Origin of the sequence: Pseudomonas sp. H3(2019) (assembly GCF_007713465.1) — a bacterium.
Lineage (GTDB): Bacteria > Pseudomonadota > Gammaproteobacteria > Pseudomonadales > Pseudomonadaceae > Aquipseudomonas.
Genome location: NZ_VMSG01000006.1, coordinates 145,552 through 162,665 on the forward strand (window position 1 = coordinate 145,552; position 17,114 = coordinate 162,665).

A 17,114-nucleotide genomic window follows, 5' to 3' on the forward strand; every position below is an offset into this window, starting at 1 on the left:
CAACAAAAAATGTCGCGTTTTTGCACGCATCCGTCGTGCGGTCCTGGTCAGCTATTGATGTAACTGACCTGCATGACAATGTGATGTTCCCCGTAAAGGGACATTTGAGGTGTTTCTGAAGCATTTGTGGTGCCCCAATCGCGAGCAAGCTCGCTCCCACAGGACGGTGGAGATTCCTGTGGGAGCGAGCTTGCTCGCGATGGCGTCCGTCAGGCCAACGCAACCTCGGCAGGCGAAACAATGCTGGTCTTGCCACCCCGCGAGCGTCCGGAGCTCAGGTACTCGGCAATCGACTCCTGCGTCACTTCACCGAGGAATACCCGCTCGGCGTCCATCACCGGCAGCCACGAGCGGTTGAACTCGTACATGCGCGACAACAGGATTCGCAGGTGCTCGTCATAGGCGGCCGTAGCGTTGAACTCGCGCAGGTATTGCGCGCAATTGCCGGTCTGACGGTGCAGGTCGCGGCGACGCACGTAGCCCAGGGCCTTGTTGTCGGCGCAGGTGACCACCACGTAGCGGCGGTCGAGTTCGTCCATCAGTTCCAGCGCTTCGGCCACCGGGGTTTGCGGGCTGACCGACGGCGCGTTGTCCGCCGCGTCTTCGGCCTTGACCAGCAACAGACGCTTGAGCGTGCTGTCCTGGCCGACGAAGTTGCTGACGAAGTCATCCGCCGGGTGCGCGAGCAGGGTGTCCGGGTGATCGACCTGGATCAACTTGCCGCCACGGAAGATCGCGATCTTGTCGCCGAGCTTGATCGCTTCGTCGATGTCGTGGCTGACCATGATCACGGTCTTGCCCAGCGCCCGCTGCATCTCGAAGAACTCGTTCTGGATCATCTCGCGGTTGATCGGATCGACTGCGCCGAACGGTTCATCCATCAACAGCAGCGGGGCGTCAGCGGCGAGGGCGCGGATCACGCCGATCCGCTGTTGCTGGCCACCGGACAGTTCACGCGGGTAGCGGCTCAGATACTGCTTGGGTTCGAGCTTGATCATGCTCATCAACTCGCGGGCTCGGTTGTGGCATTGCTGTTTGTCCCAACCGAGCAGACGCGGCACGATGGTGATGTTTTCCTCGATGGTCATGTTCGGGAACAGGCCGATCTGCTGGATCACATAACCGATGTTGCGGCGCAGCGTCACTGCGTCGAGGTCGGTGGTGTCTTCGCCGTTGATCAGGATTTTGCCCGAAGTCGGTTTGATCAACCGGTTGATCATTTTCAACGTAGTGCTTTTGCCGCAACCCGATGGGCCGAGGAACACGCAAATCTCGCCTTCATTGACGATCAGGCTTACCGAGTCCACGGCTTTCACATCTTTGCCGTTGCTGTGAAAGGTTTTGCTGAGGTTTTGAAGTTCGATCATTTGAGGAGTCCTTTTGGAGTCAGCGAACGTTGCAGCCTTTGCAGAAGCAAGTCGGCGAAGATCGCCAGTAGACTGACCAGCACTGCGCCGACGATCAGCATCGACATGTCGCTGCGGCTGATGGCAGCGAGGATCAGTACGCCCAGACCACCGGCGCCGATGGTGGCGGCGATAGTCATGACGCCGATGTTCATGACCACGGCGGTGCGCACGCCGGCGAGGATCACCGGCACCGCAATCGGTAACTCGACCATGCGCAGGCGTTGGCCGAAGGTCATGCCGATGCCCCGGGCTGCTTCGCGAATGCCGGGTTCGACGCCGGTCAGCGCCAGGTAGGTGTTACGCATGATCGGCAGCAGGGAATACAGAAACACTGCGGTGATGGCCGGCATCGGCCCCAGGCCCTGGCCGAATTTCGAGTAGAACGGCAGCAGCAGACCAAACAGCGCAATCGACGGAATGGTTAGCAGCACCGTGGCGCTGGCTTGCAAGGGACCGGCCAGCGTCGGGAAGCGCGTCATCAGAATGCCCAGCGGCACGCCGACCACAATCGCCAGGGTCACGGCGATGCCGACCAGGGCGATGTGTTGCCAGGTCAGGTGCAGGACGAGTGGCCAGTCCAGGTGGGAAAAGGCGTTGAGAAATTCCATGGCTTTTCCTCAGTTGATGGGGTGCTGGCGCAAGAAATCTGCGGCCACGGCGGAAGGGCTTTCATGATCGACATCGACCTGGGCGTTGAGCTGACGCATGGTTTGGTCGTCGAACAGTTCGGCCAGTGGTTTGAGTTGTTCCGCCAGTTGCGGGTGAGCATCGAGGTACACCTGTCGCACAACCGGCGCGGCGGTGTAGTCGGGGAAGTAATGCTTGTCGTCTTCCAGCAGTTTCAGTTTGAAAGCGTTCAAGCGTCCGTCAGTGGTGTAGACCAGGCCGGCAAATACCTGGCCATTGCGCAGCGCGGTGTAGACCAGCCCGGCGTCCATCTGCCGGATGTTGTTGCGGGTCAGGTTCATGCCGTAGAGCTGGACCATGCCTTTGAGGCCGTCGGAACGGTTGGCGAACTCGGTGTCCAGCGCTACCAGGTGGTTGCTCTTCACATCGCGCTGCAACACGCTATTCAAGTCGCTGATGCTGTTGATCTGCGGGTATTCATCGGCCACGTTCTTTGGCAGTGCGAGGGCGTAGGTGTTGCTGAATTTCGACGGAGTGAGCCAGACCAGACCCTTTTTCGCGTCGAGTTCCTTAACCCGCGCGTAGGACTGTTCGCTGTCGAGCTTCTCGGTGACATGGTTGTAAGCCACCAGCGACACGCCGGTGTATTCCCACATCAGGTCGAGTTGGCCGTTTTCATGGGCGCTGCGGGCCAGGCTGCTGCCTAGGCCGCCGATCACCTGGACCTCATAACCCTTGGTCCGCAGGTATTGCGAGGTGATTTCCGCGAGCAGGGTTTGTTCGGTAAACACCCGGGCGCCGATGCGGATTATCGGTTTGTCGGCGGCGTTGGCAAATCCTGCGCACAGCAGAACGCCGCCTAGTAATAAGCTCAATGTCTTCATGATTATTCCTTCGCTCAGCCGAATTCAGGACTGGGGTAAACCGCGTTCCAGCCAGAGGCGGCTGGCCAGTGTCACCAGACCGTCGAGCAGTAATGCCAGCAGGGCGGTGCAGGCTGCGCCGAGGAGCAGTTGCGGCTGATTGTTCAAGGCAATGCCGGGGAAAATCAGGCTGCCCAGGCTGTTGGCACCGATCAGGAACGCCAGCGGTGCGGTGCCGACATTGATCGCCAATGCCACGCGCACGCCGCCGATGATGATCGGCACGGCATTTGGCAACTCGACCTGCCAGAGCACCTGAGTCGGGGTCATGCCGATGCCGACGGCTGCTTCCTTGAGTGAGCCCTGAACGTTTTTCAGGCCTTCGTAGGTGTTGCGCACGATGGGCAACAGGGATGCAAGGAACAGCGCGAAGATCGCAGGGCCGCTGCCGATCCCGAGAATCCCCAGGGCGATGGCCAGTACGGCGAGAGGTGGGACGGTGTTACCGATGTTGAAGAGCTGCATGAAGCGTTCGGCGCGTCCGACCATGGTCGGGCGGCTGAGGAAGATACCAGCGGGGATGCCCACAACGAGGGCGGCCAGCATGGAAGCGAGGACGAGAGTCAGATGAACTTGCAGGTAAAACAACAAATCGTCGCGGTACAGGTCGATCGTGTTGATGCCGATCCAGTGGATCAGCAGGGCCAGAAGGGCGACGACAACCGCTCCTCCTGTCAGCCCTTTGCCATAGCGGATAGCCACAGGCGGACTCCTTTATTTCAGTCGGCGGACAGTTCTTCGTGTGGCAACGCCATACTTGGCTGCCGAAGACACTGTTCGCGAAAAGCAGCTCGTTCGATGCCGGAAAAGCGGCATGAGATCGAGCCATAAGCGCAGCCTCGTCAGGCTGACTTGCTGATATTTCAGCCCCTGATGACAGGTCGTAACAGGGGAGTGGACGCCTCCACTCTTTAAAAGGTTCCACAATTAGCAGCATTTAGCCACCCCGATCGCCTCATATCCCGTAGCAGCCTCGCAAGCTCGACAGCTGCTACAGGGCGAACGGTGGTCCGTAGATGTCGTTTTGAGCTATACTCGCCGCCCTTTTTTGAATCACCTGCCAGGCGATTTCCCATGACCAAACAGGCCGCCGAAGTCGCGAAACGCCGCACTTTCGCCATTATTTCCCACCCCGATGCGGGTAAAACCACCATCACCGAGAAGCTCTTGCTGATGGGCAAGGCGATTGCGATTGCCGGTACGGTGAAATCCCGAAAGTCGGACCGCCATGCCACCTCCGACTGGATGGAAATGGAAAAGCAGCGTGGTATTTCCATTACCACGTCGGTCATGCAGTTCCCGTATCGCGATCACATGATCAACCTGCTCGACACCCCGGGCCACGAAGACTTCTCCGAAGACACCTACCGCACCCTGACGGCGGTCGACTCGGCATTGATGGTCCTCGACGGCGGTAAGGGTGTAGAGCCACGGACCATCGCCCTGATGGACGTTTGCCGTCTGCGTGACACGCCGATTGTCAGCTTCATCAACAAACTCGACCGCGACATTCGTGACCCGATCGAACTGCTCGACGAAATCGAAGCCGTCCTGAAGATCAAGGCTGCGCCGATCACCTGGCCGATCGGTTGCTATCGCGATTTCAAAGGCGTCTATCACCTCGCAGACGACTACATCATCGTCTACACCGCTGGCCACGGCCACGAGCGGACCGAGGTGAAAATCATCGAGAAGCTCGACTCCGATGAAGCTCGCGCCCACTTGGGTGACGAGTACGAGCGCTTCATCGAACAGCTGGAGCTGGTGCAAGGCGCCTGCCACGAATTCAATCAACAGGAATTCCTGGACGGCCAACTGACCCCGGTGTTCTTCGGTACCGCGCTGGGCAACTTCGGGGTCGATCACGTGCTCGACGCCGTGGTCAACTGGGCGCCGAAGCCGCTGGCCCGTGTCGCCAATGAACGTACTGTCGAGCCGGTTGAAGAGAAGTTTTCAGGCTTCGTGTTCAAGATCCAGGCGAACATGGACCCGAAACACCGCGACCGCATTGCCTTCATGCGTATCTGCTCCGGCAAGTACGAAAAAGGCATGAAGATGCGCCACGTGCGTACCGGCAAGGACGTACGGATCGGCGACGCGCTGACCTTCTTCTCCTCCGAGCGTGAGCAGCTGGAAGAAGCGTTTGCCGGCGACATCATCGGTTTGCACAACCACGGCACCATCCAGATCGGCGACACCTTCACTGAAGGCGAAACCCTGGGCTTCACCGGCATCCCGCACTTCGCCCCGGAACTGTTCCGTCGCGTACGCCTGAAGGATCCGCTGAAATCCAAGCAACTTCGCCAGGGCTTGCAGCAGCTGGCCGAAGAGGGCGCGACCCAGGTGTTCTTCCCGGAACGCAGCAACGACATCATCCTCGGCGCCGTCGGTGTGCTGCAGTTCGATGTGGTCGCCAGCCGCCTGAAAGAGGAATACAAGGTCGAATGCGCCTACGAGCCGATCACCGTGTGGTCCGCGCGCTGGATCGATTGCAGCGATAAGAAGAAGCTCGAAGAATTCAGCGTCAAGGCCGTGGAAAACCTCGCCCTCGACGGCGGCGGCCACCTGACCTACCTGGCCCCGACCCGGGTCAATCTGGCGCTGATGGAAGAGCGCTGGCCGGACGTGAAATTCCGTGCGACGCGTGAGCATCATTAAGCGCTGAACCGCTACGCTCAAAGCCCCGACGCGAAAGCCTCGGGGTTTTTTTATTTGGAAATGCTCGTTCCCACGCTCCAGCGCGGAAACGAGCAATAACCTTTCGCAATAGCAATTATTCCAAACCTGTCTTTTGGCAAAAGGCAATTGGCGACCATCGTTAGTGTCCTATCTGGTCAATCCGGTCTATCCAGACTAGATTTCAGACAGCGCTGCGGTCGTTGGAAATACGATCCGTAGCTACTCGTGATTCACCTACGAAAGGATGGAATCAGCTATGAGCATTTTTCAACGCATGGTTTTACTGATCAAAGTGCTGGTGCTGCTGTCGGTGGGCACTTCGGCAGCGTGGGCGAGCAGCGGCGCGGTGCAGGACCAGGGTTTTTCGGCAGCAAACAGTGTGCAGGGCAGTGGCTTGATGGTTGCCACTGGTGATCAGAGTCAAAGTGACACTAAAGGCGATGAGGACCCATCCTCCGACGATTCCGAAGACGATACCCAGGGTTAAGGCTTAAGGATTCAGGCAAAAGAACCCTCCTCCTGTCGGACTGATGCGCAGTCCGACAGGAGGAGGGTTGGTCAACGCGTTTCAAAAAGCGCCCCGAGAGGGCGCTTTTTCATGCTCGGCCTAGACGACGAATTGCTCGGCGTAATGGCACGCCACCTGGCGGCTGTCGAGCTGGCGCAGGGCTGGCTCTTCGGTGCTGCAGCGTTCGGTGGCGTACGGGCAGCGCTTATGGAAAGCGCAGCCGGACGGCGGGTTCAGCGGGTTCGGCAGTTCGCCGACGATCTTGATTTTCGGCTTGGTCGGATCCGGATGGATCGTCGGCGTGGCCGACAGCAGGGCCTGGGTGTACGGGTGCAGAGGACGGGTGTAGATGTCCTCTTTCGGGCCCATTTCCACCGGACGGCCGAGGTACATCACCAACACCTGATCGGCGACGTGACGCACCACCGCCAGGTTGTGGGAGATGAACACGTACGCGGTGTTGAACTCTTGTTGAAGGTCCATGAACAGGTTCAGTACCTGGGCCTGGATCGACACGTCCAGTGCCGAGGTCGGTTCGTCCGCGACCAGCACTTTGGGTTGCAGCATCATGGCGCGCGCCAGGGCGATCCGTTGGCGCTGGCCGCCTGAGAACATGTGGGGATAACGCTGATAGTGCTCAGGACGCAAGCCGACCTGCTTCATCATCGCCTGGACCTTTTCACGGCGTTCAGCTGCGGAAAGTTTGGTGTTGATCAGCAAGGGTTCGGCCAGTTGATCGCCGATTTTCTGCCGTGGGTTCAACGAGGCGTAAGGGCTCTGAAAGACCATCTGCACGTCTTTGCGCAGCTGTTTGCGTTCGGCCTTGTTGGCGCCGGTGACTTCTTGCCCGGCGATTTTCAACGAGCCCGAAGACGGTTCTTCGATCAGCGTCAGGGCGCGGGCCAGGGTCGACTTGCCGCAGCCGGATTCGCCTACGACAGCGAGGGTCTTGCCGGCTTCGAGTTCGAACGACACGCCATTGAGTGCGCGTACCAGCGCGGTGCCTTTGAACAGGCCGCGGGAGACTTCGTAGTGACGGGTCAGGTCACGGGCGGTGAGAACGACGGCCATTACGCCACCTCCTGATTCAAAGGATAGAAGCAGCGGGCGAGGCTGTTGCTTTTCGGGTCCAGGCCTGGACGTTGTTGACGGCAGCTGTCCTGCACGTACGGGCAGCGCGGCGACAGCAGGCAGCCTTGCGGACGGTCATAACGGCCGGGAACGATGCCCGGCAACGTGGCCAGGCGCGAGGAACCCAGGCTGTGCTCGGGAATCGCCTTGAGCAGCGCTTCGCTGTACGGGTGTGCAGGGATGTCGAACAACTGCGGCACCTGACCGACTTCTACCGCTTGGCCGGCGTACATCACGCATACGCGCTGAGCGGTTTCGGCAACCACGGCGAGGTCGTGAGTGATCAGCACCAGACCCATGTTCTGCTCTTTTTGCAGCGCCAGCAGCAGGTCCATGATCTGCGCCTGAATCGTCACGTCCAGCGCGGTGGTCGGTTCGTCGGCGATCAGCAGTTTCGGCTCGCCGGCAATCGCCATGGCAATCGCCACGCGTTGGCTCATACCGCCGGACAGTTGATGCGGATAGGCGTCCATACGGCTCGCGGCGCCCGGGATTTCGACTTTTTCCAGCAGCTCGATGGCGCGCTTGCGGGCGTCCCTACTGGACATTTTCAGGTGCAGGCGCAGCACTTCTTCGATCTGGAAGCCGACGGTGTAGCTTGGGTTCAGCGCGGTCATCGGGTCCTGGAAGACCATGGCCAGGTCTTTGCCGACGATTTGCCGACGCTGACGATTGCTGAGCTTGAGCATGTTCTTGCCGTCGAAATTCAGGGCGTCAGCGGTGACGATGCCCGGATGTTCGATCAGGCCCATCAGCGCCATCATGGTCACGGACTTGCCGGACCCCGACTCGCCAACGATGGCCAGGACTTCGCCCTTGTCCACGGAAATGTCGAGACCGTCGACCACCGGAACGGCGTTCTTGTCGCCGAAGCGAACGTTGAGATTCTTGATTTCCAACAGTGACATTTGAATCTCCTCAGGCGGCGTTCTTGAGTTTCGGGTCCAGCGCATCGCGCAGGCCGTCGCCCATCAGGTTGATTGCCAGCACGCTGAGCAAAATGGTCAAGCCAGGCAGGCTGACGACCCACCAGGCGCGTTCGATGTAGTCGCGAGCCGACGCCAGCATGGTGCCCCACTCAGGGGTTGGCGGTTGTACGCCAAGGCCGAGGAAGCCCAGTGCCGCGGCATCGAGAATCGCCGAGGAGAAGCTCAGGGTCGCCTGAACGATCAGCGGCGCCATGCAGTTGGGCAGCACGGTGATGAACATCAGGCGTGGCAGACCGGCACCGGCCAGGCGCGCGGCGGTCACGTAGTCGCGGTTCAGTTCGCCCATGACCGCAGCGCGGGTCAGACGAACATAGGCCGGCAGGGACACTACGGCGATAGCGATCACGGTGTTGATCAGGCCAGGGCCGAGGATGGCGACGATCGCCACAGCCAGCAGCAAGGATGGCAGGGCCAGCATGATGTCCATCAGACGCATGATGGTCGGGCCCAGCAGGCGCGGGAAGAACCCGGCGAACAGACCCAGCAGGATCCCCGGAATCAGCGACATGACCACCGACGACAGGCCGATCATCAAGGACAGGCGCGAACCGTGGATCAGACGCGACAGCAGGTCGCGACCCAGTTCATCGGTGCCGAGCAGGAACTGCATCTGCCCATTTGCCAGCCAGGCCGGCGGGGTCAGCAGGAAGTCGCGGAACTGCTCGCTCGGGTTATGCGGAGCAACCCATGGGGCGAAAATCGCGCAAAAAATAACCAGCAGCATGAACAACAGGCCGGCGACGGCGCCCTTGTTCTTGGAGAAGGCTTGCCAGAACTCTTTGTACGGGGACGGATACAGCAGACTTTGATCGACTGCTACGGAAGACGTTGGAGTACTCATTCGTAGGGTCTCAGCGCTGGTGACGGATGCGTGGGTTTGCGAAGCCATAAAGAATATCCACTACAAAGTTGACCAGAATCACCAGGCAGGCGATTAACAGAATTCCGTTTTGCACCACGGGATAGTCCCGGGCGCCAATGGCTTCGATCAGCCATTTGCCGATACCGGGCCACGAGAAGATGGTTTCGGTCAGCACCGCTCCGGCCAGCAATGTGCCGACTTGCAGGCCGACCACGGTCAGGACCGGGATCAAGGCGTTGCGCAGGCCGTGAACGAACACCACGCGCGACGGCGACAGGCCTTTGGCCCGGGCGGTGCGGATGTAGTCTTCACGCAGGACTTCGAGCATCGAGGAACGGGTCATCCGGGCGATCACCGCCAGCGGGATGGTGCCGAGCACGATGGCCGGAAGAATCAGGTGGTGCAGGGCGTCGAAGAATGCGCCGGTGTCATTGGCCAGCAGGGTGTCGATGAGCATGAAGCCGGTTCTTGGCTCAATGTCATACAGCAGGTCGATCCGCCCGGACACCGGGGTCAGGCCCAGGGAGACCGAGAAGAACATGATGAGGATCAGGCCCCACCAGAAAATCGGCATCGAATACCCGGCAAGGGAGATACCCATCACCCCATGGTCGAACAGGGACCCTCGCTTCAGCGCCGCGATCACCCCGGCCAACAGGCCGAGAACGCCGGCGAACAGCAGGGCTGCCATGGACAGTTCCAGAGTGGCGGGGAACAGCGAGGTGAATTCAGTCCATACGCTTTCACGGGTCCGCAGGGATTCACCCAGGTCGCCGTGGGCCAGTTTGCCGATGTAGTCCAGATACTGGGCATACAGCGGTTTGTTCAGACCAAGGCGTTCCATTGCCTGAGCATGCATTTCGGGATCGACCCGACGTTCGCCCATCATGACTTCCACGGGGTCGCCGGGAATCATGCGAATCAACGCGAAAGTCAGCAAGGTGATGCCGAAGAACGTGGGGATCAATAATCCCAATCGGCGGGCAATAAAACTAAACATCTTCTGGTGTACCTCATCAGCCGGTTAGGCGTTCCCGGCAGCGTTGGAGTCAACGTTGCCGGGCGTTTTCTTATCTACTTCACTTGGGTGGTAGCGAAGTTGTTAGTGGTCAGGGGGCTAATGTGATAACCCTCGACGTTCTTGCGCATGGCCGTAAACATTCGGGTGTGTGCCATGCTGATCCATGGCTGGTCCTGATTGAAAATGACCTGCGCCTGTTCATAGAGCGCTGTGCGTTCGGCCGGGTTTACTTTGGCCCGGGCTTCATCGATCAGCGTCTGGAACTTCTCATTGCACCAGCGGGCGTAGTTTTCGCCGTTCTTGGCCGCCTCACAACTGAGCATAGGCGTCAGGAAGTTATCCGGGTCGCCGTTATCGCCCGCCCATCCGGCAGACACCATGTCGTGTTCGCCGTTTTTTGCGCGCTTGAGCATCTCGCCCCATTCCATGACGCGAATGTCGACCTTGATTCCGACCTTGGCCAGGTCAGCTTGCATCATCTGTGCGCCGAGCATCGGGTTCGGGTTGGTCGGGCCGCCACCATTGCGGGTGAACAGGGTGAACACGGTGCCTGCCGGAACGCCGGCTTCCTTGAGCAGGGCACGCGCCTTGTCCAGGTCACGTTTGGGGTTTTTCAGGGTCTTGTTGTAACCCAGCAGGGTCGGTGGGTACGGGTTCACAGCTACCGAGGCATTGCCTTTGCCAAACAGCGCGTTGACGTAGGCTTCCTTGTCGAACGCGATATCGATGGCTTTGCGGACCCGCACGTCGCTCATGTACTTGTGGGTGGTGTTCATGGCGATGTACGAGACGGTCATCGCGTCCAGTTCATCGACGCTCAGGTTGGTGTCTTTCTTGATGCTCGGGATGTCGTCCGGTTTCGGATACAGCGCGACCTGGCACTCGTTGGCCTTGAGCTTTTGCAGGCGTACGTTGTTGTCGGTGGCGATGGCCAGAATCAGTGCGTCAGCTGGCGGCTTGCCACGGAAGTACTCCGGGTTGGCCTTGAAGCGAACCTGAGCATCCTTGGCGTAACGCTGGAAGATGAACGGGCCGGTACCGACCGGTTTGTTGTTCAGGTCGCCGGTCTTGCCGGCCTTGAGCAACTGGTCGGCGTACTCGGCGGAGTAGATCGAAGAGAAGGCCATCGCGATGTCTGCGAGGAACGGCGCTTCGCGGCGGGTCAGGGTGAATTTGACCGTATTGTCGTCGACCTTCTCGACACTTTTGAGCAGCTCTTTGAAGCCCATGCTTTCAAAGTACGGGAAGCCCACGCTCGACTTGGAGTGCCACGGGTGGTTCGGGTCCAGTTGACGCTGGAAACTCCAGACCACGTCGTCGGCATTCATGTCGCGGGTCGGCTTGAAGTATTCGGTGGTATGAAACTTGACGCCTTTGCGCAAGTGGAACGTGTAGGTCAGACCGTCCTCGCTGATGTCCCAGGAGTCGGCCAGTGCCGGAATCACTTCAGTGGTGCCGGGCTTGAAGTCCGCCAGACGGTTGAAGATGGTTTCGGCCACCGCATCGGCTGTGACTGCAGTCGTGTACTGGACCATATCGAAGCCTTCCGGGCTGGCTTCGGTACAGACCACCAAGGGTTTGGCCGAGGCGCCGATAGCGACACTCAGCAACGTGGCGGCGATGGCCGCTCGTAAAGGAAGCATTTTCATCAAGAGCCCTCTGCAATCGGTTAAAGGACAAAAACCGAACGGCCGATTCTTCACTGAATCAGCCGTTCGGCAGGTGCATTACAAAATGTTGAACGGGATAGTGGTCACGAGACGGAACTCGTTGAGGCTGCCGTCAGCCTGGTTTTCGGAGGCACGGTGCGCGGTGTAGGTCGCGCGAATGGTGGTGGCTTTCAGTGGGCCACTTTGTACGGCGTAGGAAGTACCGATGCCGTATTCATAGTGGTGCTCGCCATCCATGTTTTTCACGTCATAGGCGGTGCCGGTGTAGTGCGTACCGTCGATGCCCCAGCCGCGAGCCTGGTAGATGTTGAACTTCAGACCAGGCACGCCGTATTCAGCCATGTTCAGGCCATAGGCGATCTGGAAGGACTTCTCGTTCGGGCCGTTGAAGTCCGAGAGCAGGGAGTTGGCCAGGTAGATGCCGTTGGTTTCGTGCAGGTAGTCGAAGTACTCGTCACCGACAATTTGCTGCCAGGAGAATGTCAGGCTATGGGCCTGGTGGGTCAGGCCGAACGACACGGAGTAGGCATCGTTGTTGATGTTGCCCATTTCCTTTTTGCCGGTGTCGAGGGTCTTGTAGTAGTTCAGGCCGGTGGTCAGGCCCAGCACCGAGCTATCGCCCAGTTCGTGGGTGGCGCCGAAGTAGTACTGATTCCAGAAGTCCTCGACATTCGCGACGTACAGGCTGGTCTTCAGGCTTTTGAACGGCTGATAGTTCAGGCCGGCGGTGTTCACGCGATTGGTTTCGGCCTTGTTGTTGGTGTACTCGGAGCGAAATTTCGACAGGCTCTCTTCGGTCCGCGGGGATACGCGGTCGAAGGAACCAGCGTCGAACGACAGATTGTTCAGCTCTTCGCTGTGCAGGCTCACGCCCTCAAAGCTCGAAGGCAACGCACGGTTGCCGATGGTGTCGACAATCGGGGTGCTGAAGTTCTGGCGGCCGGCGGTCAGGGTCGTGTTCGATACGCGGAACTTGACGTTGGCCAAGCCCAGTTTGCTCCACTGGCCTTGGGCATCGCCGCCTTCTTTGGTCAGGGTACGGTTGTTGCCTGCGCCTGGACGAGAGCCCGGTGCACCACCGTTGTTGGACGCCAGATCCTTGTGATCACGATCCAGTGCAACGGCGTTGTAGGCAGCCACTTCAGTGCTGACACCGATGGTGCCCTGAGTGAAGCCGGAGTTGTATTTGACGATCGTGCCTTGAACCCAGTTGATACGGCGGTCGGTTGGCGTCGCCACACCGTCTTTGAGGTAGGTGAACTTGCCGCCACGTTTCAGTTGTTCGTTGGCGTACCAGTTACGCGTGGAGCCGTCGATCTTCTGGCCTTCGATAAAGCCGGTTGCGTCGGCTTGTGCGCTGCTGGTGTTGACCGTAACCGGGGTGAATTCCTGGCTCTGGGTTTCTGCGTAAGCCGTGGCGGTTACGCTGCTGATGGCCAAGGCCAATAACGCGGTGCTGCTCAGTTTCATGGGTGAAGCTCCTTTCTTTCTTTTTTTAATGCCGGTCTTTTTTGGTGATCCGGCTATTTGGTTTTTAACTCATTCACGTATCGCAAACGTTTGTATTTGGCGTGTTCGCCGAATTCTGGCAACACCTTTGCGTGAGGGCGAAAAACGCCCTCAGGTTTTTGGCTAATCAGTTATTGGTCGATGCTGACACCCGAGAAGACGTTACGGCCGAAGGGACTGACCTTGAATCCTTCGACTTTGGCGCTCAACGGCTGGTTGACCGTCGAGTGGGCGACAGGGGTGATCGGCACTTGCTGCTTGAGCAATTGCTGAGCCTGTTTATAGAGCACCGAGCGTTGCTCGCGGTCGGTGACAATCTTGGCTTGCTTGATCAGCTTGTCGTATTGCGGGTCACACCACATGGAGTAGTTGTTGCCGCCAATCGCGTCGCAGCTGTACAGGGTGCCCAGCCAGTTGTCCGGGTCCCCGTTGTCGCCGGTCCAGCCGATCAGGCTGATGTCGTGTTCGCCATTCTTGGTGCGCTTGATGTACTCGCCCCATTCGTAGCTGACGATCTTCACTTTCAGGCCGATTTTCGCCCAGTCCGACTGAAGCATCTCAGCCATCAGCTTGGCGTTCGGGTTGTAGGGGCGCTGTACCGGCATGGCCCAGAGCGTGATCTCGGTGCCTTCCTTGACCCCGGCAGCCTTGAGCAATTCTTTGGCTTTTTCCGGGTTGTAGGCGGCGTCTTTGATCGTTTCGTCGTAGGACCACTGGGTCGGTGGCATGGCGTTGACCGCCAGTTGGCCTGCGCCCTGGTAAACCGCCTTGAGAATCCCCTGCTTGTTCACCGCCATGTCCAGCGCCTGGCGTACTTCGAGCTGGTCGAAGGGTTTATGCTGCACGTTGTAGGCGATGTAGCCAAGGTTGAAACCGGGCTTCTCGATCAGTTGCAACTTGGGGTCGTTTTTCAGCGCGTCGACATCGGCCGGACGTGGATGCAGGGTGATCTGGCACTCGTTTTTCTTGAGCTTCTGCACACGCACCGACGCATCGGTGTTGATGGCGAAAATCAGCTGGTCGAGCTTGACCCGGCTCGGGTCCCAGTACTGCTTGTTGCCGGTGTAACGGATGTTGGAGTCTTTCTGGTAGCTCTTGAACACGAACGGCCCGGTGCCGATTGGCTTCTGGTTGATGTCGCTCGGCTTGCCGGACGCGAGCAACTGGTCGGCGTATTCGGCGGAGAGAATCGAGGCGAAACTCATGGCGATGTTTTGAATGAACGCGGCGTCTACCGAGTTCAGGGTCATGTCCACGGTCAACGGCCCGGTCTTCTCGACCTTGGCGATGTTCTTGTTCAGGCTCATCCCGTTGAAGTACGGAAACTCGGTCGGGTAAGCCTTGCGGAATGGGTGCTCGATATCGAGCATGCGATTAAAGGTGAACAACACATCGTCAGCGTTGAAGTCGCGGCTCGGTGTGAAGTACTGGGTGGTGTGAAATTTCACCCCTTCGCGCAGGTGGAACGTGTACTTGAGACCATCCTCGGAAATATCCCAACGTGTGGCCAGGCCCGGTACGACATTGGTGGAGCCTTTTTCGAACTCGGCCAGCCGGTTGTACAACGGTTCGGCGGCGTCGTTGTCGGTCGCAGTGGTGTACTGCGCGGTGTCGAAGCCCGCCGGGCTGCCTTCAGAGCAAAACACCAGGCTGTTGTTGGCTGCCTGGCTGAATGACGTGGCGGCCAACAGACCGGTGCCCAGCAATGCGGATAAAACCAAGGTATGGCGCATAACGCTGCCTCTCTTTTTAGGTGTCAAACAGTGAGTCGTTGTCCCGTCCTGGAACGTGCAGACATCACTGATCCAAAGCCATGGGTTCAGCAGTTGCCAGCCGCAGCGATAGCACGACCGGACCTCGACGGTAGGGGGCGGAGGTCAGGCGGTAAATGCGTAGAGCCTGAAAAACAGGTAGGAAAAGGCGACACGTCCTAAACCTGCTGCAGTAGTCCGCAATGGTTTGGGAAGTAGGCGAATTCCAGCTGTTTTGGCAGATAGAGCAACGGCGACGTCAAGAACGTCGCCGTTGCAAAACCTTATTTGCTGACGCTGACGCCGTAGAAGGAGTTCAAGCCAAACGGGCTGATCTTGAAGTCCTGCACGGTGTTGCGCATGGGTTGATACACCGTCGAGTGCGCGATAGGTGTCATCGGGACTGCATCTTTGAGGAGGTGTTGCGCCTGCTTGTACAGCTCGGTGCGTTTAGCCACGTCCGGGGTGGATTTGGCTTGTTTGATCAGTGCGTCGTAAGGCTTGTCGCACCATTTCGAGAAGTTGTTACCGTTCATGGCATCGCAGCCGAACAGGGTGCCGAGCCAGTTGTCCGGGTCACCATTGTCACCGCTCCAGCCGATGATCATCGCCTGGTTCTCGCCGCCTTTGGAGCGCTTGATGTACTCGCCCCACTCGTAGCTGACGATGTTCACTTTCAGACCGATCTTGGCCCAGTCCGACTGCAGCATTTCAGCCATCAGCTTGGCGTTCGGGTTGTACGGACGCTGAACTGGCATGGCCCACAGGGTGATCTCGGTGCCAGGCTTGATGCCGGCTTCCTTGAGCAGTTCCTTGGCTTTTTCAGGATCGTACTTGGCATCCTTGATGGTGGTGTCGTAGGACCACTGGGTCGGCGGCATGGCGTTGACCGCCAATTGACCAGCGCCCTGGTAAACCGAGTCGATGATCTGCGGCTTGTTCACCGCCATGTCCAACGCTTGACGGACCTTGAGGTTGGCCAGCGGGTTGGCGTCGGTACGGCCCTTGAGCACTGGCATCACGTTGTAGGCGATGTAGCCCAGGTTGAAACCGGCCTGGTGCGGCAGCTTCAGGTCTTTGTCTTCACCCAGGGCCTTGAGGTCGGCCGGACGCGGGAAGAGGGTGACCTGGCATTCGTTTTTCTTGAGCTTCTGGATGCGCACCGACGGGTCGGTGGTGATGGCGAAGATCAGGTTGTCGATCTTGACGTCTTCAGGCTTCCAGTAGTCCTTGTTACCCGTGTAACGGATGTTGGAGTCTTTCTGGTAGCTCTTGAACACGAACGGGCCAGTGCCGATCGGCTTCTGGTTGATGTCGCCCGGTTTGCCTTCCTTGAGCAGCTTGTCGGCGTACTCGGCGGACTGGATCGAGGCGAAGCTCATGGCCAGGTTCTGGATGAACGCCGCGTCTACGGTTTTCAGGGTGAACTTGACGGTCTTGTCGTCGACTTTCTCGACCTTGGTGATGTTGGTGTCCATCCCCATGTCGGTGAAGTACGGGAATTCGGTCGGGTAGGCTTTACGGAACGGCATGTCCTTGTCGAGCATGCGGTCGAAGGTGAACAGCACGTCGTCGGCGTTGAAGTTACGGGTCGGCGTGAAATACGGCGTGGTGTGGAACTTCACCCCATCGCGCAGATGGAAGGTGTAAGTCAGGCCATCCGGGGAAATGTCCCAGCTGGTGGCCAGGCCAGGAACAACGGCGGTGCCGCCACGTTCGAACTGGCTCAAACGGTTGAACATGGTTTCTGCTGAGGCGTCGAAGTCGGTTCCGGTGGTGTACTGACCAGGATCAAAACCGGCCGGGCTCCCTTCGGAGCAGAACACCAGGTTAGTCGCCGCATGGGCGAAAGGTGCGCTAGCTAACAAGCTTGCGCCGACTAAAAACGGAATGACCGCGTGTTTAAGCATGGTGGCCTCATGATTTGTTGTCATTTTTGGAATTAGAGGACGACCTCGTGAGTCGACCTGCGGATACTTATGCAGGGCCCATACCCAATGCAAGATGCCGGGGAGCTACAAGCCTTAAACAGTGG

Annotated in this window: 14 protein-coding genes; 2 read left to right on the forward strand and 12 right to left on the reverse strand. The window is 58.8% G+C overall.

Going from position 1 to position 17,114, the window contains the following annotated elements; genetic code table 11:
* Nucleotides 1-209: 209 nt before the first annotated feature.
* The 4 genes from FPT12_RS08660 to FPT12_RS08675 are packed head-to-tail and all read right to left on the reverse strand — an operon-like array spanning nt 210 to nt 3,661.
* The gene (locus FPT12_RS08660; protein WP_145015735.1) at nt 210-1,367 is read right to left on the reverse strand and encodes a betaine/proline/choline family ABC transporter ATP-binding protein; all 1,158 of its coding nucleotides are present in this window, start codon (nt 1,365-1,367) and stop codon (nt 210-212) included.
* Complete coding sequence (locus FPT12_RS08665) at nt 1,364-2,017, reverse strand: ABC transporter permease (RefSeq protein WP_145015737.1); 654 nt, start codon at nt 2,015-2,017, stop codon at nt 1,364-1,366. Before FPT12_RS08665 ends, FPT12_RS08660 begins: the two co-directional genes overlap by 4 nt.
* 9 nt (nt 2,018-2,026) lie before the next feature.
* Nucleotides 2,027-2,920, reverse strand: coding sequence for a glycine betaine ABC transporter substrate-binding protein (locus FPT12_RS08670; protein ID WP_145015738.1), 894 nt, complete (start codon nt 2,918-2,920; stop codon nt 2,027-2,029).
* 24 nt (nt 2,921-2,944) lie between these two features.
* Nucleotides 2,945-3,661, reverse strand: coding sequence for an ABC transporter permease (locus FPT12_RS08675; RefSeq protein WP_145015740.1), 717 nt, complete (start codon nt 3,659-3,661; stop codon nt 2,945-2,947).
* A 372-nt stretch (nt 3,662-4,033) separates the two neighbouring features.
* Here FPT12_RS08675 and FPT12_RS08680 point away from each other — a divergent pair, with 372 nt between their 5' ends.
* Both FPT12_RS08680 and FPT12_RS08685 read left to right on the forward strand, forming a co-directional pair.
* Nucleotides 4,034-5,617, forward strand: coding sequence for a peptide chain release factor 3 (locus tag FPT12_RS08680; RefSeq protein WP_145015742.1), 1,584 nt, complete (start codon nt 4,034-4,036; stop codon nt 5,615-5,617).
* A 277-nt stretch (nt 5,618-5,894) separates the two neighbouring features.
* Nucleotides 5,895-6,125 carry a hypothetical protein gene (locus tag FPT12_RS08685; RefSeq protein WP_178098655.1) on the forward strand — a complete coding sequence of 77 codons (231 nt, stop codon included), beginning with the start codon at nt 5,895-5,897 and terminating at the stop codon, nt 6,123-6,125.
* Nucleotides 6,126-6,245: 120 nt separating this feature from the next.
* Here the strand turns inward: FPT12_RS08685 and FPT12_RS08690 are convergent, their stop codons facing one another.
* From FPT12_RS08690 to FPT12_RS08725, 8 genes are all read right to left on the reverse strand, one after another.
* The gene (locus FPT12_RS08690) at nt 6,246-7,217 is read right to left on the reverse strand and encodes a peptide ABC transporter ATP-binding protein (protein ID WP_145015745.1); all 972 of its coding nucleotides are present in this window, start codon (nt 7,215-7,217) and stop codon (nt 6,246-6,248) included.
* A complete protein-coding gene (locus FPT12_RS08695; protein ID WP_145015747.1) occupies nt 7,217-8,185 on the reverse strand; it encodes an ABC transporter ATP-binding protein in 969 nt (322 codons plus the stop codon). The genes FPT12_RS08690 and FPT12_RS08695 overlap by 1 nt, the downstream gene beginning before the upstream one ends.
* A 10-nt stretch (nt 8,186-8,195) precedes the next feature.
* Nucleotides 8,196-9,107: an ABC transporter permease subunit gene (locus tag FPT12_RS08700; protein WP_145015749.1), complete on the reverse strand. Its 912-nt coding sequence runs from the start codon at nt 9,105-9,107 to the stop codon at nt 8,196-8,198.
* Between the two features lie 10 nt (nt 9,108-9,117).
* Nucleotides 9,118-10,128: an ABC transporter permease subunit gene (locus FPT12_RS08705; protein WP_054594031.1), complete on the reverse strand. Its 1,011-nt coding sequence runs from the start codon at nt 10,126-10,128 to the stop codon at nt 9,118-9,120.
* 74 nt (nt 10,129-10,202) lie between these two features.
* Complete coding sequence (locus tag FPT12_RS08710; RefSeq protein ID WP_145015752.1) at nt 10,203-11,798, reverse strand: ABC transporter substrate-binding protein; 1,596 nt, start codon at nt 11,796-11,798, stop codon at nt 10,203-10,205.
* 78 nt (nt 11,799-11,876) lie between these two features.
* The gene (locus tag FPT12_RS08715; protein WP_145015754.1) at nt 11,877-13,289 is read right to left on the reverse strand and encodes an OprD family porin; all 1,413 of its coding nucleotides are present in this window, start codon (nt 13,287-13,289) and stop codon (nt 11,877-11,879) included.
* 170 nt (nt 13,290-13,459) lie between these two features.
* Entirely contained in the window at nt 13,460-15,061 is a 1,602-nt protein-coding gene (locus tag FPT12_RS08720) for an ABC transporter substrate-binding protein (RefSeq protein ID WP_145015756.1), read from the reverse strand.
* A gap of 302 nt (nt 15,062-15,363) precedes the next feature.
* The gene (locus FPT12_RS08725; RefSeq protein ID WP_145015758.1) at nt 15,364-16,989 is read right to left on the reverse strand and encodes an ABC transporter substrate-binding protein; all 1,626 of its coding nucleotides are present in this window, start codon (nt 16,987-16,989) and stop codon (nt 15,364-15,366) included.
* Nucleotides 16,990-17,114: the final 125 nt, after the last annotated feature.